The 20,463-nt window shown below is 75.9% G+C and carries 18 protein-coding genes; 10 read left to right on the plus strand and 8 right to left on the minus strand.

The genetic code is table 11. The features are described 5' to 3' along the window. Window positions 1-26 precede the first annotated feature (26 nt). A complete protein-coding gene (locus WMF43_RS11985) occupies window positions 27-1,610 on the minus strand; it encodes a GMC family oxidoreductase N-terminal domain-containing protein (RefSeq protein WP_437679896.1) in 1,584 nt (527 codons plus the stop codon). Further along, on the minus strand, window positions 1,607-2,140 hold the full coding sequence (locus WMF43_RS11990; protein ID WP_437679897.1) for a hypothetical protein: 534 nt from the start codon (window positions 2,138-2,140) through the stop codon (window positions 1,607-1,609). The genes WMF43_RS11985 and WMF43_RS11990 overlap by 4 nt, the downstream gene beginning before the upstream one ends. A 97-nt stretch (window positions 2,141-2,237) precedes the next feature. Between WMF43_RS11990 and WMF43_RS11995 the strand changes: the two genes are divergently transcribed. The 8 genes from WMF43_RS11995 to WMF43_RS12030 all read left to right on the plus strand — a co-directional run bounded on the left by WMF43_RS11995 (window position 2,238) and on the right by WMF43_RS12030 (window position 9,600). Further along, window positions 2,238-3,932 (plus strand): hypothetical protein, encoded by a 1,695-nt coding sequence (locus WMF43_RS11995; RefSeq protein WP_437679899.1) that lies wholly within the window; start codon window positions 2,238-2,240, stop codon window positions 3,930-3,932. A 304-nt stretch (window positions 3,933-4,236) separates the two neighbouring features. Continuing rightward, complete coding sequence (locus WMF43_RS12000) at window positions 4,237-4,791, plus strand: Spy/CpxP family protein refolding chaperone (RefSeq protein WP_437679900.1); 555 nt, start codon at window positions 4,237-4,239, stop codon at window positions 4,789-4,791. A gap of 23 nt (window positions 4,792-4,814) precedes the next feature. Further along, complete coding sequence (locus WMF43_RS12005; protein ID WP_437679901.1) at window positions 4,815-5,042, plus strand: hypothetical protein; 228 nt, start codon at window positions 4,815-4,817, stop codon at window positions 5,040-5,042. A gap of 55 nt (window positions 5,043-5,097) precedes the next feature. After that, on the plus strand, window positions 5,098-5,784 hold the full coding sequence (locus WMF43_RS12010; protein ID WP_437679903.1) for a response regulator: 687 nt from the start codon (window positions 5,098-5,100) through the stop codon (window positions 5,782-5,784). Continuing rightward, window positions 5,781-7,130, plus strand: a complete 1,350-nt coding sequence (locus WMF43_RS12015) for a HAMP domain-containing sensor histidine kinase (protein WP_437679905.1) — start codon at window positions 5,781-5,783, stop codon at window positions 7,128-7,130. Before WMF43_RS12010 ends, WMF43_RS12015 begins: the two co-directional genes overlap by 4 nt. A 66-nt stretch (window positions 7,131-7,196) precedes the next feature. Next, window positions 7,197-7,571 carry a response regulator gene (locus WMF43_RS12020; protein WP_437679906.1) on the plus strand — a complete coding sequence of 125 codons (375 nt, stop codon included), beginning with the start codon at window positions 7,197-7,199 and terminating at the stop codon, window positions 7,569-7,571. Between the two features lie 230 nt (window positions 7,572-7,801). Continuing rightward, window positions 7,802-8,956, plus strand: coding sequence for a hypothetical protein (locus WMF43_RS12025; protein ID WP_437679908.1), 1,155 nt, complete (start codon window positions 7,802-7,804; stop codon window positions 8,954-8,956). A gap of 155 nt (window positions 8,957-9,111) precedes the next feature. Further along, window positions 9,112-9,600 (plus strand): hypothetical protein, encoded by a 489-nt coding sequence (locus WMF43_RS12030; protein WP_437679910.1) that lies wholly within the window; start codon window positions 9,112-9,114, stop codon window positions 9,598-9,600. A gap of 21 nt (window positions 9,601-9,621) precedes the next feature. On the opposite strand, the gene WMF43_RS12035 is transcribed toward WMF43_RS12030, so the two are convergent. From WMF43_RS12035 to WMF43_RS12045, 3 genes are read right to left on the minus strand one after another with little or no spacing between them, the layout of a single operon-like run. Then, on the minus strand, window positions 9,622-10,632 hold the full coding sequence (locus WMF43_RS12035) for a hypothetical protein (protein WP_437679912.1): 1,011 nt from the start codon (window positions 10,630-10,632) through the stop codon (window positions 9,622-9,624). Further along, window positions 10,629-13,259 (minus strand): Kelch repeat-containing protein, encoded by a 2,631-nt coding sequence (locus tag WMF43_RS12040; protein ID WP_437679913.1) that lies wholly within the window; start codon window positions 13,257-13,259, stop codon window positions 10,629-10,631. Before WMF43_RS12040 ends, WMF43_RS12035 begins: the two co-directional genes overlap by 4 nt. Window positions 13,260-13,267: 8 nt before the next feature. After that, a complete protein-coding gene (locus WMF43_RS12045; protein ID WP_437679915.1) occupies window positions 13,268-14,770 on the minus strand; it encodes a serine/threonine-protein kinase in 1,503 nt (500 codons plus the stop codon). Between WMF43_RS12045 and WMF43_RS12050 the strand changes: the two genes are divergently transcribed. Continuing rightward, on the plus strand, window positions 14,769-14,987 hold the full coding sequence (locus WMF43_RS12050; protein WP_437679917.1) for a hypothetical protein: 219 nt from the start codon (window positions 14,769-14,771) through the stop codon (window positions 14,985-14,987). The two genes, WMF43_RS12045 and WMF43_RS12050, sit on opposite strands and share 2 nt — an antisense overlap. Before the next feature lie 65 nt (window positions 14,988-15,052). Here WMF43_RS12050 and WMF43_RS12055 read toward each other — a convergent pair whose 3' ends face one another. The 3 genes from WMF43_RS12055 to WMF43_RS12065 form a co-directional block, all read right to left on the minus strand. Next, window positions 15,053-16,093, minus strand: coding sequence for a diacylglycerol/lipid kinase family protein (locus WMF43_RS12055; protein WP_437679918.1), 1,041 nt, complete (start codon window positions 16,091-16,093; stop codon window positions 15,053-15,055). Then, window positions 16,094-17,293 (minus strand): hypothetical protein, encoded by a 1,200-nt coding sequence (locus WMF43_RS12060; protein WP_437679920.1) that lies wholly within the window; start codon window positions 17,291-17,293, stop codon window positions 16,094-16,096. It lies immediately after the preceding gene. A 154-nt stretch (window positions 17,294-17,447) separates the two neighbouring features. Continuing rightward, complete coding sequence (locus WMF43_RS12065; protein ID WP_437679922.1) at window positions 17,448-18,788, minus strand: hypothetical protein; 1,341 nt, start codon at window positions 18,786-18,788, stop codon at window positions 17,448-17,450. A 321-nt stretch (window positions 18,789-19,109) separates the two neighbouring features. Here WMF43_RS12065 and WMF43_RS12070 point away from each other — a divergent pair, with 321 nt between their 5' ends. After that, a complete protein-coding gene (locus WMF43_RS12070; RefSeq protein ID WP_437679924.1) occupies window positions 19,110-20,462 on the plus strand; it encodes an MFS transporter in 1,353 nt (450 codons plus the stop codon). Window position 20,463 lies beyond the last annotated feature (1 nt).

A 20,463-nucleotide genomic window follows, 5' to 3' on the forward strand; every position in this document is an offset into this window, starting at 1 on the left:
GCATCGTAGCACCGCGCCCTCCCTCGCTACGCGGGGCTCTCCGCCGCGAGCCTCGGGAACCGCTCGGCCATGCGCCACGCGATCCGCGTCGCCATCGCCATGATCGGCACCTGCGAGTTCACGCCGATGCTCGTGGGGAGGATGGACCCATCGGCGACGAAGAGCCCCGGCAGCGCGAAGCACTCGCCGCTCTGATCGACGACGCCGCGCCTCGGGTCGTTCGCCGCCCGCGCGCTCCCGAGCGGGTGGAACGCCATGCACTCGATGCGGCGCGCGTCCAGCGGGGCGCGCTCGGCCGCCCGCGCGGCGTCCATGGTCGTGATCGGCGGGCCGCCGAGCACCGCGGTGTAGACCTCGCGCGCGCCGGCGGCGATCGCCATCTCGCTGAGGATCGTGATCGATCGCCGGAGCCGCGCGAGATCCCGCGGCGCCATCGCGTACGAGATCACGGGCTCCCGCCCGAGGCCCGGGCGGACGCGGCCGCCGCCCTCGTCGTGGATCATCGCCCCGAAGACGGCGCAGCTCGGGAGCGCGCGGACCCGCCGCCGCAGCGCGGGGCCGACGCCGGGGAGGCCCGCGGCGAGCACGTTCACCGCCGAGTACACGCCGACGAGCTTGATGCCCTCCGCGTCGAAGTGATCGGAGTACACGCTCTGGAGGGCGCCGTCCCAGCCGTTCAGCGCGTCGTCGAACCGCGCGACGACGCGCACCGCGGGGTGCAGCGTCACGCCGCTGCCGAGCGCGGGGCTCGCCTTGAAGGCGCCGGTCGATCCGAGGAGCAGCGGGGTGTGCAGCGCGCCGCACGCGGCGACGACGACCTTCGCGCGCACGCGGAACCTCCGCGGCGGCGCCGCCGGCGCCCCGGGCGCGCCGCCGAGCAGCGTCCCCTCGACGCCGGCGGCGCGCCCGCGCTTCACGGAGATCCGGTCGACGAGCGCGTCGGCGACCACGCGCGCGCCGCGCGCCGTGGCCGACGGCAGGTAGGCGACGTCGACCGAGCGCTTCGCGCCGGCGGGGCAGGTGAAGTTGCAGCGGCCGTTCCCCTCGCACGCGTCGCCGGTGTTGCGGCGGAGCGGGCGCATCGGGATGCCGAGCCGCCGCGCCCCCTCGACGAACCGCGCCGTCGACGCCGAGCGCATCGCCTCGGGGACCTCGCGGACGTGGAGCCGCTCTTCGACGCTCTCGTACGCCGGCTCGAGCGCCCGCTCCGAGAGCTCGTCGAGGCCGAGGTCGCGCACCCACCGCGCGTGGACGCCGCCCGGGATGCGGAAGCACACGCCGCCGGTCACCACCGAGGAGCCGCCGACGGCGCGCCCCAGGGTGAGGGAGATGATCGGCGTCTGGCCCACGCCGAACGCCGTGACCATCCCGCTGTCCCGGAACAGCCGGCGCAGGGACTCGCTCGGCGTGAAGCGCTGGTAGTCGGCGGGGCGGTGGTAGGGGCCCTCCTCCAGCACGATCACGCTGCGGCCCGCCTCGGCGAGCAGCGCCGCGACCACCGCGCCGCCGGCGCCCGAGCCGACCACGACGACGTCGCACGCCTCGTCGAACCCCGCGGGCAGGTCGCGCCCGCGGACGATCGGCTCGCCCGACGCGATCGCGCCCTTCACGCGGCGCCCCCGTCGCGCTCTTTGACCGGGGAGAGCGCCGGCAGCCTGCGCCGCGCCGCGGTGCTCTCGCGGTCGAGGCCCGTCATCGCGAGCTCCGCGCCCTCCTCGAAGGCAGGGATGCAGAGCGGCACCTTGAAGGCGAGCAGCAGCACGGAGAGCAGCCCGACGCGGCTCGACTCCAGCGCCTCGAGGTAAGCGAGCCGCCGGCCGAGCGGGAGCCGGCTCATCCGGCCGAAGGCGCCGATGACGAACAGCGGCAGGAGCTCGAGGCAGACCGCGAGCAGCGTGAAGCCGCGCCGCGTCTCGGCGCTTCCTTCCCCGAGCGAAAGATCCAGCCACACGACCGCGCGCTCGCACACCTCCGGTCGCGGCGGGACGAGCTCGCCGCGCTCGTCCTCGTCGCACAACATCGCCTCGGCCGCCGACCACGCGACGCGGCGCGCCCACGGCGAGAGCCCGCGCGCGGCGCGGTCCGATCGATCGAGCCCTTGCGCGGCGCGTCTGCGCGCGTCTCCGGCCAGGTCCTGCATGCGCGCGCGAGCCTACCGCGAATCGTGGCGCGCGGTCTGGTCGGCGCCGATCCGGTTCTGATATGCACCTGAGTGGCCGAGGGTACACGGAGGACACATGGCGGAGCGATCGCTGCAGCACCGGGAGCCTGACAGCAAGGACGACGAGACGCTGAGGAGAGAGGCGCGCGTGCACCTCGCGAGCGAGCCGGCGCTGCAGCTCGTGGCGGAGCTGATCGCGCGGCTGCGGGAGCTCGACCTGCCGTGGTGGACGCCGGTCAAGCTGCGCGAGCGCTGGGGCGCCGTCGAGCGGATGGGGTGGTTCCGCGAGCGGAGCGACATCCGCCAGCAGATCACGACGTCCCTCACCGGCCTCTCGCCGCGCGCGGCGCGCCGCAAGACGCCGGACTTCCAGGGCGCCCTCATCGACTCGGTCATCGACGAGGGCGACATCACCCCGCGCGCGTTCGAGGCGGCGTTCGACCCGCGCGATCTCGCCGTGTACGGCCCGGCCGGCGCGTACTGGCACTTCTTCCGGGAGTCGATGCCGTGGGACCAGGACACGCCGGGGCACCAGGAGATCGTCGCCTGGCTGCTCAAGGCGCTGCTCGCGGATCGCAGCCCGTTCGAGGGCATCGGGAGGACGCCGATCCTCACGCCGTGGGACGTGCGCACGGCGATCGACGGCCGGCTCTGGCAGACCCGGATCCCGCTCGAGATCCGCGTCGCCATCGACAACGCGCGGCTCAAGCAGGAGCGCGAGCGGCCGGGCGTGCCGTTCCACGCCGACGGCGAGCTCGCGATCGCCGGGCCGGACATCATCGCCGCGAACATCCCGCCGCGCGAGATCCTGCCGGTCGTGCAGCTCGCGCAGAAGGCGATGCGCTTCGATCCGCCGCGGGCCGCGCAGAAGGCGGAGGCCCCGAAGGCGGCGGCGGCGGAGCTGTCCTCGGGCCGCAGCGGCGCGGCCGCGCAGCCGGCGGCAGCCTCGGCGCCGGCGGCGTCCAGCGGCGCGCCCGCGTCGGCGCCGACGGCGTCGGCGGCGGCGGCCTCGGCGCCGGCGGTAACCTCGGCGCCGGCGTCGTCCGGGGCGCCGGTGTCGGCGCCGGCGGGCTCGACCCCTGCCGTGTCCGGCGGCGCGCTCGACGCGGTCTCGGCTGGCAAACCCGCCGCGGGCGCCGGCGCCTCTTCCGGCGCGGCCGGCTCGCCGCCGGCAGGTGTGTCTGCCGCGGTGAGCGGCCCGCCGAGCGCTTCTTCCCCGGTCTCCGCGGCGTCCCCGGCCTCCGCGGCGCCGCGGTCCGCCGGGAACCTCACGCCCGCGCCCGGCGCGGTCGCCGCGACGCCGAGCGCGATCGCGGCGCGGCCGGCGTCGTCGGCCGGCGCGCCTGCGTCGGCCGCCGCGCCGTCGATCGCCGAGCCGGCGCGCGCGAGGCTCCCGAGTGATCCCGGCATCACCTCGCCGTCGCGTGTGTCTGCTCCTCCTCCGCCGCCGGCGCCCCCCGCGGCGCGGGCGTCGACGCCGCCCGCGCCGCCCGCGACTGCAGGGGCGCGCCCGTCGACGCCGCCGGCGCCGCCCGCGACCTCAGCGGCGCGCCCGTCGACGTTGCCCACGACGCCGCCGGCGCCGGGCGCCGCGCGCGGCGCCGCCGGGATCGAGTCGCTCGACGACATCGAAGAAGAGGACGACGACGGCGTGCAGAGCGAGCGCACGAACCCGTGGGCGATCTCGGCTTCCGAGCAGGCCGACGTCGATCTCGACGACCTCGGCGACGTGGGGCCGTCCGACGGCGCCAAGCCGCCCGCCAAGCCCTGACGAGCCGCTCCGCCCCGGCGCGGAGCGCCGGAGGCGCGCGGCGCTTTAACACTTCTTCACGCACATCCCTGCATTCCCTTCACACGCCCTGCGCAGCTTGACCGTGGTTCGGGGCCGCGCGTCTGCGGCGCCGGTCCTCGTCGCTCGGGGCGCGCTCGCGGCGCGCGACGGCGCGCAAGCGCGCCGCCCTCGTCTTGGGCGGCGCCCGCGCTCGTCCCCGATCGCGCGCGCTCTCGGGTGAACCGAGCGCGCGCCCACGCCCCGCGCGCGAACGTCAACGGAGACGCTCACGGAGGTGCTCATCATGCTCGGATTCGTGATTGGAACGGCTTGCCTCATCGGCCTGATCATGGCGCTCAGGCGCGGCCGGTACGCTTGCGGCGCGCCCTGGGCCGCGGAGCCGCACCCCTTCCGCCGCCGCGGCTTCGGCGGCTTCGGCGGCTTCGGCTTCCGGCGGCGGTTCTTCCTGTCGTTCCTCTTCGACCGGCTCGACACGACCCCGGCGCAGGAGAAGGTCATCGTCTCCGCCCTCGACGAGCTGCGCGCCGCGGCGGACGCGCAGCGCGGCGAGCTCCGCGGTACGCGCGCCGACGTGGCGGCCGCGCTGCGGAGCCCGAGCCTCGACGAGACGCGCCTCGGCGAGCTCTTCGCGCGGCACGACACCGCCATCGAGGCGCTGCGCAAGGCCGCGGTCGGCGCGCTCGGCAAGGTCCACGCCGTGCTCGAGGACCGGCAGCGCGAAGAGCTCGCGGACCTCGTCGAGATCGGGCCGGCCGCGTTCCGCGGCGGGTGGTCCGGCCGAGCGCGAGGGCGCGGACGTTACGCCGATCCGTACCGGACCCGTGGCCACTGGGCGTGAGGAAGGGAGCGAGGGATAGACACATGATCCGACGCAAGACCACGATCGCGCTGCTCGCGCTCGGCACCGTCCTCGGTTACGCCTCCGGCTTCGCCTCGCTGGGCTGCCACGCAGAGGCCCGCCGCCAGGCCTTCCAGCGACACGTCGCGTCGCTTTGCGTGGACGCCGCGAGGGGCGCCGAGCGCGCCGGACCCACCACGGCGCGGAGCGCCGCGGCCGACGCGCAGGTCGACACCGGCGCGGCCCGCTGATCTATAAAACGAAGGCGGCAGCCGCGCGCTGCCGCCCTTGCTCCCGGGTCACTTCATGGCGTTGCGGCTCCTTCTCATCGATGACGACACCCGCCTCCACGGCTTGCTCGCGAGCTACCTCGAGCAGAACGGCTTCGCGGTCACCGTGGCGAACGACGGCGCGCAGGGCCTCGCCGCGCTCGCCGCGGGCACCTTCGACGCCGTCCTGCTCGACGTGATGATGCCGGGCATGGACGGCATCGAGGTCGTGCGCCGCATCCGGCAGAAGAGCTCGATGCCGGTCCTGATGCTCACCGCGCGGGGCGACGAGGCCGATCGCGTGGTCGGCCTCGAGATCGGCGCCGACGACTACATCGCGAAGCCCTTCAGCCCGCGCGAGCTGCTCGCGCGCCTCCGGGCGGTGCTCCGGCGCGCCACGCCCGACGCGGCCGGCGAGCGGATCGTGGCCGGCGACATCGTGATCGACGTGCCCGGCCGCGTGGTCACCGTGGCCGGCAAGTCCGCGGATCTCACCGGGATCGAGTTCGACATCCTCGTCGCCCTGGCGCGCCGCGCCGGGCGCGTCGTCGCCAGGGACGCGCTGCTCGAGGAGGCCGGCCGCGGCGACGTCAACGTCGGCGGGCGGACGGTCGACGTCCACATCTCCCACCTGCGCCAGAAGCTCGCCGACGACCCGAGGTCGCCGAAGCTGATCAAGACGGTGCGCGGGGTCGGCTACGTGCTCGCCAAGGACCGCGCGTGAGCGGTTGCCGGTCGTGGCTGCACGAGCGCCGGGCGAGCGTCGCGATCGGCCGCTTCCTCAGCGCCCGGCTCCACCGCCGGATCTTCATGTGGTTCGGCGCGACGATCCTGCTCACCGCGCTCGCCGCGTTCGCCACGGTCGGGGCCCTCGATCGCGTCGGCAGCTCCGGCTGGCGGCGCGATCACGCGAGCGCCCAGTCCTTCGTGGGCGACCAGTTCCAGCGGGTCTGGGGCGACCCGGCGGCCCGCGACGCGCTCGCCCGCGTGATCGTCGAGGACTTCGACACCGACCTCGAGCTCCTCGACGCGCGGGGGCGGCGGATCGCGCGGTACGGCCAGCCCTGCCGGGCGCACGCCCTGATCTCCCCCATCCGCGGCGAGGGCGGGCCGCTCGGCACCGTGCGCCTCTGCCCCGGGCGCGGCCGCTCCGGCGGATCGCTCCGCCTCGCCCTGCCGCTGCTCGCGGTGGCGGTCGTCCTCTGGGCGGCCACCGGGCTCATCTCGCGGCGCCTCGCCCGGCCGCTCGTCGACCTGGCCCGCGTCGCCCACGAGATCGGCGCCGGCAAGCTGTCGAGCCGCGTCCGGCTCGACGTCCGCAAGCAGGACGAGGTCGGCGTGGTGGCCGAGGCGGTCAACGACATGGCCGCGCGCATCGAGCGCCAGCTCGCCGACCAGCGGGAGCTCTTGGCCGCCGTGTCGCACGAGCTCCGCACGCCGCTCGCCCGGATCCGGCTGCTCACCGAGATGGCCCGGACGAGCGTCGCCCCGAGCGCCGCCGTGCTCGACGACCTCGACCGCGAGGTCATGGAGATCGACGCGCTCGTCGGCGATCTCCTGGCGAGCTCGCGCCTCGACTTCGCCGCCCTCACCGTGAGCCGCCTCGTGCCGGCCGAGGCCGCCATCCGCGCCCTGGAGCGCGCCGGGCTGGATCCGACGCTGCTGGAGGTCGCCGAGCGGACGCCGACGTTCGAGGCGGACGCGACGCTGCTCGCGCGCGCCCTCGCCAACCTGCTCGAGAACGCGCGCGCCCACGCGGGGGGCGCCGAGCGCGTGCGGGTCCGTCCCGGTGGTCCGGACAGCATCGTCTTCGAGGTCGAGGACCGCGGGCCCGGGTTCGCGGAGGGGGAGGAGGCGCGCATCTTCGAGCCGTTTTTCCGGCGCGATCGCGCTCAGGGCAGCGGCGCGGAGCGCGGCTCGCTCGGCCTCGGCCTCGCGTTGTGCAAGCGCATCGCCGAGGCGCACGGGGGCCGCGCGTTCGCCGAGCGCCGGGAGGGCGGCGGGGCGCGCGTGGGCATCGAGCTCGCGCTGCGCCCGCCGGAGGTCGGCGCGCGGTCCGGCCGCGTGTAACCGCGCCGGGGCGTTCCCGCTTGACCGGGCGACGGCGCGGGTGCAACCCTCCTCTGGCTCGCGAACATGCGAATCCTCCTCTGTGAAGATCAGGACGCGATCCGGCGCATGATCGAGGCGCTGATCGGCGCGAGCGGCCATGAGGTCATCGGCGTCAGCACCGGCCCCGAGGCGGTGGAGCGCGCCTTGACGGAGCCGTTCGACGTCCTGCTGCTCGACCTGATGCTCCCCGGGAGCATGGACGGGTTCGAGGTGTGCGCGCGCCTGCGCGCCGATCCGAGCACCTCCAGCCTGCCGATCATCGTGATCAGCGCCCTCGACGACGTCGACGCGCGCCGCCGCGCCGAGCAGCTCGGCGCGACCGCGTACTACGCGAAGCCGTTCCGACCGCTCGAGCTCCTCGAGTACATCGGCGGGCTCAAGGCCGCGCGGCGGGGCTGAGGCGCGCAGTCCTTCGGGGGCGGGGGCCGAGGCGGCGAACCGCCGAGGCGGCGAACCGCCGAGGCGGCGAACCGCCGAGGCGGCGAACCGCCGAGGCGGCGAACCGCCGAGGCGGCGATCCTGCGCGGGGCGCGCGGCGTCGAGCCGCGTTGCCGGCGAGAGAGGGCGCTGGAACATGGCGCCCGATTTGGCTACACCCCGCCGTCATGCACACTGGGTGGCGCGGGGTGATGGCTTCGGCGCTCGCGGCGGCCTCTCTGGCCGGGCTTGCGGCGGGCTGCGAGGACGACAAGGGCAAGGCGCAGGTCGCGGCCGACGCGGGCGCGCGCGACGCAGGGCCGGCGCAGCCGGCCATCGGCGGCAAGCTCGGCGAGGCGGTCGCCCAGGCGGCGTCAGGCAGCCCCGCCGCGGCGGCGCCGACCGCCGGCGCGACGGATGGCCCGCCGGAGAACGGGGTGTTCACCCTGCCCGGAGCGGCCGCGGCGCTCCCGAAGGACGCGCCGTACAAGATCGAGATCATCGCCGAGGGGGGCGAGCCGCGCGCCCAGCTCGCCGCGAAGATCGACCCGAAATCCGAGCAGAAGCTCAACGTCACGCTCGGCCTGCGCATGGGCGGACCGCAGGGGCTGCCGAACCTCGAGCTCGGCGTGACCCTGAAGACGGACAAACCCAAGGAGGGCGCGGGCGCGGCCGGCGCAGCTGCCGGGGCCGCCGGCGCGGCCGCCGGCGCGGCGGCGACCGGCGCGGCCGCGACGAAGGTGATCGCGCAGGTCACGTCGGCGACGCTGGCGTCGATGTCCCCGGGCGGTCCGCCGAAGGAGCTCGTGGACGTGCTGGGAAAGCTGAAGGGGAGCTCCGTCCGTTACGACCTCTCGCCGGCGAACGTGGCCAGCAACTTCAAGCCCGAGCTGCCCAAGGACGCAGACCCGGGGCTCGAGCCGGTGCTCGAGGCGCTCGGCGAGGCCATCGGCCTCCTCACGCCGGCGCTGCCGGACAAACCCGTCGGCGCCGGGGCCTACTGGATGGTCACCGACCGCGCCGTGGTGTCGGGCGCCGGCCTGCCGGTGCTGCGGTACCGGGTCTTCAAGCTCGACAAGATCGAAGGCGACACGGTCTCGCTCTCCGTGGACACACGCCAGTACGCCGAAGGGGCCGACCTCAGGCTGCCCGGACCGAACGGAGACGTCACGATGACCATCGACCGGGTCGAGTCCTCCGGCAAAGGCGCGCTCTCCTGGTCGCCGTCGCGCTTCGTGCCGGCCACGGGCGACGTGTCGCAGCGGCTCCAGGCGCTGCTGGTACCGCCCGGCGGCCAGCAGGCAGCCCAGCGCAGCGTGGCGCAGGTGGAGCTCACGGCGAAGCTCGCGCCCCCGGCGGCGCAGTAGCGCCGCGCGGCGGCCCGGCCCGCCCGGTGCACGTGCCGGACGGCACACCGCACCTTGGCCAATTCCGTGCATGTGCGCCCGCGAGGGGAGCCGCGATGTCTGTCCAACCTGGCCGAGGGCTGCGTGCGGACGGACGGACCGGCGGGACAGGGCGCATGGCCACCACGGACGAGCAGAACGTGCACGGTTGCGGCGTCGAGGCCTACCTCGACGAGCCGGGTCTCAGCGACGGGCAGCGGCGGCGGCTGCGGCTGTTCCACGCGGTGGAGGAGGTCGTGAACGACCGCGTGGAGCAGCTCTGCGCGTCCAGCGAGCTCGAGGTGACCGACGTGGCGGTCCTCGTCGTGTCGCCGGCGGCGCGCCGGCTCTTCTGGCGCAGCGGCGCGCCTGGCGCGGGCGGCGCGCGCGCGGCGGCGGCGAGCGCGAGCGTCCTCCTCGGCCATCGAGCGCGGCTGCACGACTTCCTGCACGCCGTGCTGCCGCCCGCCGACGAGGCGCCGTTCGACCCCTACGCCGACCTGCTCGCGCCGTCTCCGCCGCAGTGCGTCCGCGTGCTCATCGTCGACGAGGGCTCGCTCACGGTCCTGAATTACGGCGCGTTCGTGACGGTATGCCTCGATCGGCGCGAGATGCCGGAGGCGTAGCGGGCGGCCCCTCCGGCCTGCTCAGAAGCGCACCGTGAGGCCGAGCGGGCTGACGGCCGCGCGCGGCGGGGCCGGCGCGCGCGGGGCGCTCTCCGCGGGGCGCCCGAGGATCAGCACGAGCGCGCCAGCGCCGGCCGCGGCGAGGCCGGCGCCGGCGACGAGGTCGCCCGCGAGGGCCTGGGCGCGCGCGGCGTCGGCCGCGTCGCCGTCGCGCGTCGGCGCGTCCGACGCGTTCACGACGCCGACGAGCCCGACGGCGACGCCGGCCGCGAAGGTGGTCAGCCCGCCGACGAGCAGCGCGATGGGCACGAGGCGGCCGCTCGCGGGCTCGGCCGCGGCATCCGCGCCGGGCGGCAACCCGCGCGGCGCGGCCCGCGGCCCGGCGGCCGGTCGCAAAGCAGCGGCGGCGTTGCGCTCCAGGTGCAGCACCAGGATCGCGCGGCTCCCCGGCGCGGCGGAGACGTTCCGCTGCACCTCGAGGTGGCCCGGCGCGCTCGCGATGATGACGTGGTTCCCCGGGTTGATCAGCCGCGGGCGATCGAGCGCCGCCGTCGGCACGGCGACGCCGTCGATCTTCACCACGAGGCCGGCGACGCTGCCGGGCGAGAGCCGGAGCTCGATCGCGGCGACGCGGCGCTCGAGCTCGTGCACCGCCTGCCGCGCGAGCGGCTCGTACTCCTTCGTCGCCGGCGCGGACGGCTCGATCAGGAACGCGCGGAAGCTCTCCAGCGCCTCGACGAGCAACCCCGTCTGCTGCTGCGCCACCCCGAGGCTGTAGAGCGTGATCGGCGCGCGCTTGATCGCGAGCGAGCGCTCGTACCGCTCGCGCGCCTGCTCCCAGCGGCCCTGCTTCGCGAACTCGGAGCCCTCGATGAAGATCTCGCGCGCGACGGCCACGTCGGCCGCGCTCTGCGCCGCCGCGGGCGCGGGCGCGGCGAGGACCCCCGCCGCCCCGGCGAGGAGCGCGAGGGCGGCAGCCAGCGGTCGCAGCGGTCGCAGCGGTCGCAGCGGTCGCAGGCGCGGCGGGGTCACGGCCTGAACCTCTGCCCGTCGGGCGACAGCGCGAACCCGTCGAGCCCGGACCACACGATGAGCTCCGTCCCGGTCCAGACGCCCACCCCGTAGCTGTGCTGCCGCTCCGCCGCCGGGTTGATCGCGGCCCACCCGGACCCCGGATCGTAGAGCTTCCCGTCCCTCCTCAGCGTCGCGCCGTCCCGCCCGCCGACGAGGAGCGCGCGCGAGCCGGTCCACCCGGCCCACCCGGTGCGCCGCTCCTCGCGCATGCGCCGCGACGGGCGCCCCCCGTTGACGATCCCGCCCCAGGTGCCGGCCACGGGGTCGTAGATGCCGCCGCTGTCCATGGCGTCGCCGTCGTCGTCCCGGCCGCCCCAGATGAGCAGCCGGTCGCCCATCCAGACCGCGAACGCGTCGCTCCGCGGCTCGGGCGCGCCCGCGGTGGGCAGCGCCCGCCACGTGTCGGTCGTCGGGTTGTAGGTGTACCCCTCGTTGGTGGGCGTGTTGCCGGAGCGCCCGCCGAAGAGGTAGAGCATCGCGCCCGACCAGGCCCACGCGACGCCGTTGCGCGCCGGGGCCGCGCCGTCGCCGGAGACCGCCGTCCACGTGTCCGCGCGCGGGTCGTAGAGGGCGCCGCCGGCCACGGGGACGCCGCCCGCGGACCCGCCCCAGATCAGCAGCCGCGTCCCGGTCCACACGGCGATCGGCGCCCGCCTCGCCGCGGGCGCGCCCGCGGTGCCCATCGCGCGCCACGTCCGCGTCGCGGGATCGTACTGGCCGCCGGTGGCGAGGGCGTCCGCGTTCGAGGACGGGCCGCCGCCCCACACGAGCACCCGGGAGCCGGTCCACGCCGCGCCCGCGAGCACGCGCGGCGACGGGGCGCCGGCGCGGCCGAGCGGCGACCACTCGTCGCGCGACGGGTCGTAGTGCGCCCCGTCGTCGACGTCCCCGGCGCTGGTGCGGCCGCCCCACACGAACAGCACGCTCCCCGTCCACGTCGCCGCGGCCATCTGCCGCGCCGCGGGCGCGCCGGTCCGCGTCATCCCGACCCACGCCGGCGTGCACGCGCCGCCGCCGCACGTGCGCCCGCTCAGGCAGTCGTTCCCGCACGCGCCGCAGTGGGCGCTCGACTCCAGGCTGACGCACGCGCCGTCGCAGGCCACGAGGCCGGTGGCGCAGGGCGCGATGCAGACGCCGCCGGAGCACAGATCGCCGTCGCGGCAATCGGCGCTGGTGCAGCACTCGCTGCACTCCGCCATGCCGCAGCACAGCTGCCCGGACCCGCAGTCCGTGTGCTGGCACGCCCCGCCGCCGTCGACGCACACGTCGGTGGTGCAGCCGTCGCCCTCCGAGCAGTCCTCGTCCGAGCAGCACACGCGGCAGTCCGCGCCGCAGTCGCGCGGCGTGGACCCCGCGCACGCGCACGCGCCGGCGACGCACAGGGCGCCCGGCTTGCAGGCGACGCCGCACGCGCCGCAGTGCCGCGCGTCCGAGTCGAGCGCGGACTCGCAGCCCGGGACGCCCGGGTCGCAGTCGTCGAAGCCCTCGTCGCAGACCAGCGTGCCGCCGTCGCAGTGCTGGTGCGGCCCCGCCGCGACGCCGCACGCGCCGCAGTGCCGCGGGTTGGTCCGCGTGTCGACGCACTCCCGGCCGCACGTGGTGAGGCCCGCGCGGCAGGAGGCCGCGCACGACGCCCCGTCGCAGAACGGCGTGGGCTCGGGGCACCGCGCGCCGCACGCGCCGCAGGTCGCCGGGTCGGTCACGCTGGCCTCGCAGCCCGGGGCGCCGTCGCAGTCGAGCAGCCCCGGCGCGCAGGTGCACCCGGCGGGCAGCGCGCAGGCGCTGCCGGACGGGCACGCGTCGCCGCACCGCGCGCAGTTCGCGTCCGTGCCGAGCGAGGCCTCGCAGCCGTCCTCGGGCGAGCGGTTGCAGTCGGCGTACCCCGGCGCGCACGCGCACTCGCCGCCCACGCACGAGGTGTTCGGCCCGCAGGTGACGCCGCAGGCGCCGCAGTTCGCGTCGTCCGAGGAGCCGTCGATCTCGCACCCCGTCTCGACGCGGTTGTCGCACTCGAGGAGCGGCGGCGCGCACGTGCACTTGCCCCCGTCGCAGACCGCGCCGGAGGGGCACTGGAGGGAGCACCCGCCGCAGCGCTCGCGGTCGGAGCTGAGGTCGACCTCACAGCCGTTCGTGACGATGTTCCCGTCGCAGTTGTCGAAGCCGAGGAGGCAGTCGGACGAGCAGTGGCCGCCCACGCAGGTGGTGTTGGGGCACGCGGCGTCGCAGGCGCCGCAGTGCGACGGGTCGTTGAGGACGTCGGCGCACGACCCGCCGCAGCACGCCTCGGCGCTCGCGCACGCCGCGCCGCAGGCGCCGCAGTGGCGGACGTCCCCGCTCAGGTCGACGCACACGCCGTCGCAGCAGGCGCCCTCCGGGCAGTCCGGCCCGCAGCGGTCGCCCCCGGAGGCGCTCCCGGTCGGGGCGCCGCCTCCGCCGCTCTCGGACGGCTTGTCGGAGAGGGCGCTGTCCGCGATGAGCGAGCAGGCGCCGGTGAGCACGGCGATCGCGAGCAGGGTCGGCCATCGCGCGGCGACCGCGCGCGCCGGGCCTCGAACCTCGCGCGCGGACGTCTCTTGCGTGGGCATGGTGGGCTTCAGAAGTTCGGCCTGGCCGGGACCGGCAGCGCGGCGCCCGAGGTCTTCGATCGCGCGGGGGCGGTCCGCCGCGCGCCGGCCGTCGAGGGCGGCGCCGCGGTCTCCCTCGGGGCAGCGCCGGCGGCGTCGCCCTGCGCCGCGCCGCGCCGCGCCGCGCCGGCCGAGGGCCCGGTCGCGGCGGGCTTCGAGGCGGCCGCGCGGTCGGGCTCGGGGCCGCGCTCGCCCCCGGCAGCCTGAGGATCGGCGGGCGGCGCCGCCGCGGCGGACGGCGCGGGGTGCTGCGGCGCGGCGGCCTGCGTCGCCGCCGGGGGCGCGGCGTCGGCCGGCGCCGCGCCGGAGCGCAGCGAGGAGAGCGCCGCGCCGAGCGCGCCGATCACCACGACCGCCGAGAGCGCGAGGGCGACGACGAGGCGCCGCCGGTCGCGCGTGGGCGCGGCCGGCGGCTGCGGGGCCGTGTCCTGGGCGGCGCTGGTCTGCTTCGGCGGCCGCATGGTCGGCCGCTCGGAGAGGGGCCGCTGCACGCCGTCGCTCAGCCAGTGCACGGCGATCGAGGTCCCGGTCACGTCGTCCTCGACGCCGTTGGCGATCGCCCACCGCGCGAGCGCCACGCCCATGTCGCGGATCGTCCGCCAGCGATCGGCGCGCTCCTTCGCGAGGCCGCGCGCGATGATGGCCCACAGCGTCGCGTCGCCGACGCCGAGCGCGGTGGTCGGCACCGGATCCTTGACGAGGATCGCGGCGACCAGGTCCGGGTAGTTGCCGCCCTGGAACGGCCGCTGCCCCGTGATCGTCTCGTAGAGCACCACGGAGAAGGCCCAGATGTCGGTCTGCCCGTCGACGTCGGTGATCCCGCGCGCCTGCTCGGGCGACATGTAGTCGGGGCTGCCGAGCACCGTGCCCGCCTTGGTGACGTCGCCGCCGGAGGTCTCGCTCCACACCTTGGCGATGCCGAAGTCGACGATCTTCGGGGTGATGTCGCCGCGGTCGTTCTTCACGAGGAAGATGTTCTCGGGCTTGAGGTCGCGGTGGACGATCTTGCGATCGTGCGCGGCGGCGAGGGCGCTCGCGATCGGCAGGAGGATGCGGACCGCGGCCGCGGGCGAGAAGCGCTTCCTGCGCTCGATCGCCTCGACGAGCTGCTCGCCCCGGAGCACCTCCATCACGATGAACGGGTCGAACTGCTCGGACTCGCCGAAGCCGTAGTCGAGCACGCGGACGATCGACGGGTGGTCGATGCGCGCGGCGGCGCGCGCCTCCTGGAGCAGGCGGTGCGCCGCCTCGGACGAGTTGACCTCGCGGCGGATGAATTTGACCGCCACGTCGACGTGCAGGACGTCGTTGCGGGCCAGCCACACCATGCCCATGCCGCCCTCGCCGAGCACGTAACGCAGCCGGTACTTGCCGCCGATCACGTCGCCCTCGCGGTAGATGCGCCGCGTCGACCGCCCGAGCTCGGGCGACGACGGGCTCGGTGGAGGAAACCGCGGCGAGAGGAGCGACATGTCGACCGCCTCCGGGGCGCCGGCGTCGGGGGCGCTGGCGCGGGCGCTGGAGTCGGGGGCGCTGGCGCGGGCGCTGGAGTCGGGGGCGCTGGCGCGGGCGCTGGAGTCGGGGGCGCCGGCGCGCGGGAAGGCCGCGGAAGCGCGGCTCACGCCCTCACCCTGCAATGTCCTGCCCGTCGCAGAGGCGGGCGCGGAGGTTGAGCGCGGCGACATGTAGAGAGAACAGTCTACCGTTGCGTGCTTTCCTTATCCATGGTCTCGCGCAAGTGTGCGCGGGGCGGATCAGCGCGGGTCGTCGGCGACGCGCGCCGGCGCAGGCACGTCCCCGCGCAGGTTGCACACATCGTGCGGCGCGCGCCGCAAGGTAGGGCGATGGCCGGGTTTGTGCTCCACGAGGAGCTTCACCCGGGGGCCGATCCGCACCGTGAGCGGCCCCGCGTGCTCGTGGACGTCGCCGTCGCAGACGTAGCGGACCACGCCGGAGCGCGCCTCGAGCACCGCGTTTCGCGCGATCTTCTCGAACGTGTGCGCCTCGCCCATCGGCCGCGCGCGCCAGACGTCGCCGAGCTTCCTGACGAAGCCGAGCGCGGAGGTGTGGATGCCGAGCATGTGGAAGCTCTCCGGGCGCTCGTCGTAGCGGTAGAACGGGCGGAACCCGAGGCCGATCTGGTCGACGGTGCCGGCGGCGACGGCGAGGTAGTCGCGGTCCGGGAACGCCGAGCCGTCGTCGAAGTGGACCCGGCCCTCCCAGCGCGCGGCGACCTGCGTGTCGGTCTTGAGGATCACGGCGGCGCTCGCGCGGGCGAGGACCTTCGCGGCCCAGCGCGCGCTCCGCTCCTCGCTGCGGTTGTACTCGGCGATGAAGCCGTGGACGCAGCCGGTGCCGAAGATGAACCCGTAGTGGGAGCCGATCCGCATGACGTGCCGCTCGACCCAGCGCAGCGGGTCCTGCCCCCGGTCGGTGTAGCGGGCGATGAGCCCGGCGAGCAGCCCGTCGGGGCGGCCGCGGGGGACGCCGATCGCGTTGGCCACGGTGTTCATCGTCCCCCCGCGCAGGAAGGCGATCGGCGGCAGCGGCTCGTCCTCGTAGACGTCGAGGAAGCCGGTGATGGTGACGTGGTTCGTCCCGTCGCCGCCGGAGATGCCGAGCACGTCGATGGAGAGCTTCCGGAAGTCCTCCGCGATGCGGGCGAGGTCCTCGCGGGTGCGCGCGGTGCGGACGACGCCGTGATCGCCGAGCGTGCGCGCGAGCCGGACCGCGGCGCGCGGATCGCCCTGGTTCTGGCGCGAGCGGGGGTTGATGACGACGCCGATGCCGCCCATCTAGAGCCGACCTTTCGGCGTCTTCCACCGCGGCTTGAGGTGGACCCGCAGGACGTCCGCCATCAGGCCGATGTGGGCGCAGTGGTCGGGCTTGTCGTCGCCGGTGTAGCCGCGGACGTGGAAGTCGCCGCGGTCGTAGCGCTGGATCATGTCGAGGCCGAGGACGTCGCGCCGGGAGGAGCCGCGCGGCTTGCCGCGGAGCTGCCGCACGATGAACTCCGCGGTCTCGCCGGTGGAGGCGTAGCCGGGCGGCACGATGGACGAGTGGCTCATGAACATGAACGCCTCGCCCGACGCCGCGCGGCGCGCGAACGCGATGAACGGCTCGAGCTGCGCGACCTTCAGCTTGTGCTGCTGCTCGTCGGCGTAGCCCGCGTGCAGCGAGTCGAGCAGGACGAGCGCGTCGACCCGCTTGCCCGCGGGCTGGCGGAGGATCTGCTCGATGGCGCCGTAGCCCGCGCTCCACGCGGAGAGACCGAGCTTGCGGATGTAGACCTTCTTCTTGCCGGTCTTCTTCGCCACGGCGCGCTCGATGCTGTCGAGCAGCCGCTCGAAGGCGTACGGCGCCGAGAACGCGCTCGTGTAGGCGCCCGATCCGATGCCGAGATCGATGCCGACGAGGACGACGCCGTCGGCCGTCTTGACGAACTCCTTCCGCAACGCCTCGTGGCCGTGGAAGTGGATGAGGACGTCGAAGCCGCCGCGCTTCGTGATCCCGCCCCGGTGCGGCATGATCATCTGCCCCATCGACGGCGCGCGCGACCAGCGGTCGTAGACGCCCCAGCCCGGATCGGGCGTCATGCACGGGTTGACGTCGCCGCGGCGCTTCTTCGTGGGCGTGGCGCGGCTGCTCGTCGCGCCGGGCCGGTCGCGCCGCGGCGCGCCGCGCGCGTCGCCGTCGCGGCGGGCGGCGTCCGCGGCCGGGGCGCCGTCGCCGTCGCCGTCGTCGCCGGGCGCGCCGCCCTCGGCGGCAGGGGCGTCCCCCGCGGCGGGCGCGGCCGCGTCCCCTGCGGCGGGCGCGGCGGGCGCGGCGGGCGCGCTGGGCGGCGGCGCGGCTTGCGCTGCGGGCGGCGCGCTGGGCGGCGGCGCCGGCACGTCCTCCGCCGCGGCGGGGGGCGCCGCGAGCCACCACGTCGCCGCGAGCAGGGAGAGGAGCGCCCAGCGCCCGGAGGGCCGGCGGGCCTGCAGGGGGTGTCTCATGTCGGGTGCGCCTCCATTCCATGGAACGGCGTGTGGATCGAGCGCTCGCTGTGATGGCGCCGTCTCCGCGCTGTCATCCGCGGCTCCGCGCCGGGGTTTCGCCGCGACATGGACGACGGGCGGAGCTCCGCGCTTCAGGCCGGCGTGGCCGGCGTCACCCGGGCGGCTTGCCCGGGCCGTAGGCGGCGCCCGCGTCGGCGGCGGCGAGGATGCGCTCCTCGGCCTGGGAGGCGAGCTTCTCGACGGCCGCGGCCGCGTCGGCGGGGGGCAGCGACCGGAGGAACTGGATGAACTCCGGCTCGAGGCCGGGCTTCACGCCGCTCAGGGCGAGCACGATCGGGATGGCGGGCTTCTCGACCTCGGCGAGCTCCGTGGCGCGGGCGCGCCAGCGGCTCGCGCCGATGGCGAGGCGGAACGCCCACTGGGCGCCGAGGCCGATGAGGAGGCCGGCCATGACCCCCGCGACGAAGAGGTCGGCGTCCTTCGGCGCGAGCAGCGCCGCGGAGAGGCCGCCGAGGGCCGCGCCGATCACGATGCCGGGCTCGCCGCTGTTGTGCGCGGCCGCGGTCTTGAGGATCTCCGCGGCCTGCATGCCCGGGCGCCCGCTGCGCACCGCCTCGCGGAGCGGCAGCAGCGTCGCGAGCCGGCGCATGGAGGCGGCCCGCACGCCGAGGTAGCTGATGAGCAGGGCGCAGACGGTCAGCCCGACGCCGACGCTCACCGCGACGCGCCGCGAGAAGACCCCCTGGGGCAGGGGCTCGCGGACCATGGCGGTGTTCGCGCGCTCCCGATCGCGCTCGGCGGTCGACCGGATCGCGGCCTCGGCGTCCTTCGTGGCCTGCGCGACCTTGTCGGCGGGGATGTCGGCGAGCAGCGAGAGCAGCTGCTTCGCCGCCTCGAACTGCTCGGCCTCGGCGTTGCCGGGCGGCGTGATCGCCGCCGCCTTGGCGATGGCCTCCCAGGCGGGCAGCGCGCTCACCCGCGCGCCGATGGCCTCGTCGGTCGCCGCGCGACAGCCCGCGAGGATCTTGGCCTGCTTGTACGACGGCTGGGCCGAGGCCCACGCGAGCTGCTTGTCCGGCTCCTTCGGCTTCGGCGCCGGCGCGTTGCCCGCGGGGCGCCGCGCCGGCGCGGGCCGGGCCGGCGGGGCGCCTCCCTCGGTCGGGTCGGGCATGCGCGCGGATTTCGCGAGCTCCTTGAAGACCTCGATCTCGGCGATGAGCTTCTCGCCGGCGAGCGCGCACGCGCGCGCGGGCGCGAGGCGCGCCTCGGACTCGTCCGCCTTTCGCCGCGCGCTCGGATCGGGGATGAGCCTGCCCTCCACGGTCACGAGGCGGAGGACCGCCACGGCGATGCACAGGACGAGGATGGCCGAGGCGATGAAGGTGGCGCGGACCTCCTCGCGCCGGGTGTACTCGTTCACGCTCGCTCCCTCGGAAGAGCCGGAGATGGTCCCGGCGCCGGCCTGCTCGGCGTGGACACGGCGCGCGTCCACGCGGCGCGCCCGGACGCAGCGCGCGCAGCCGCGCGGCCGATCCAGCTCGGGGCGGCGCGACCCGAGTCGCGGCCGTCACTGCAGGGGGTCACCGAAGAAGCGCGATCCCGTCGCATGCGGTCACCGTTAGACCAGATGTTGGACCGATACCACAGGGTCGCTCGCAATGGAGTCCACCGCGCCCTCGGGTCGGCGGCCGTGCTGCTGGGCGCGGTGGGCTGCGCGGCGTTCTACCATCCCGGCACCCTGGAATTTGGTCGGCCCTGGGGAGCCTGGTGTAAGGGTGCGGGGAAGGCGCGGAAAGCGCCGCGTGAGTAAGGCGTGGAGGCTGCCGTCACATCCCACAAGCCCGTCGACCCCGCCGCCCCGGCGCGCGGCGCGTCGCCCGCGGAGGGGACGGCGGCCGCGGCGCGTGGCGCTCCGTCCGCGGAAGGGACGGCGGCCGCGGCGCGCGGCGCTCCGTCCGTGGTGGCGCCCGGCGCCGCGGCGTCGCGGGGGCCGGGCCGGGGCCTCTGGATCTCGTCGACCTACTTCGCCGAGGGCCTGCCCTACGCGATCGCGCACAAGGTCGCGGGGGAGTTCTTCACGGCGGCGGGGGCGAGCCTCGAGATCATCGGCCTCGTGTCGCTCTACGGGTTGCCGTGGAACCTGAAGTTCCTGTGGAGCCCGCTCGTCGATCTGCACGGCAGCTCGCGGCGCTGGCTCGTGGGGGCCGAGCTCGCGCTCGCGGTGATCCTCGTCGCGCTCGCGGCGGCCGCGGACAGCGGCGCGCTCGCGCTCGTCGCGGCCCTGTTCGGGGCGGTCGCGGTGGCGGCGGCGACGCACGACATCGCGGTCGACGGCTTCTACCTGCAGGCGCTCGACAAGGACGCGCAGGCGGCCTTCTCCGGGCTGCGGGTCGCGGCCTACCGGGTCGCGCTGCTCGCGGGGGCGCTCTTGGTCGCGCTGGCGGGCTGGGCGTCGTGGCGCGCCGGCTTCGCCACGGCGGCGGTCGGGATCGCGCTGCTCGCGGCCGCGCACGCGGCGGGCTTGCCGCGGCCGGCCGCGGCCGCGCGGCCCGAGGCGGCGGCCGGCGCCGCCGGGCTGCGGCGGTACGTCGAGCCGTTCCGGGCGTTCGTGCGGCAGCCCCGGATCGGATCGAGCCTCGCGTTCATCCTCTGCTACCGGGCGGGCGACGCGCTGATGTTCGCGATGTCGTCGCCGCTGCTCAAGAGCCTCGGCCTCGACACGGCGGCGCGGGGCAACGTGGGCGGGATCGGGACGGTCGCCTCGATCGCCGGCTCGACGCTCGGCGGCGTGGTGATCAAGCGGTGGGGGCTCTCGAGGACCATCTTCCCCATCGCGCTCGCGCAGAGCCTGGCGATCCTGCTCTACGTGGCGCTCGCCTGGCAGCGGCCGGCGCTGCCGTGGATCGTGGTGCTCGTCGTCCTGGAGCAGCTCGTCGCCGGGGTCGGGACGGCGGTGCTCGTGGTGTTCCTGATGCGGCGCTGCGTCGAGGGGTACAAGTCGTCGCATTTCGCGATCGGGTCGGCGCTGATGTCGGTCTCCGCGACGCTCGCCGGCAGCGCGAGCGGCTACCTGGCCGGCGCCGTGGGGTTCACGGCGTTCTTCGCGATCGCCTTCGCGGCGTCGATCCCCGGGGTCGTGCTGTCGCGGCGCGTGCCGCACGAGTAGC

The organism is Sorangium sp. So ce131 (assembly GCF_051519095.1).
In the GTDB taxonomy this organism is placed as follows: Bacteria; Myxococcota_A; Polyangia; order Polyangiales; family Polyangiaceae; genus Sorangium.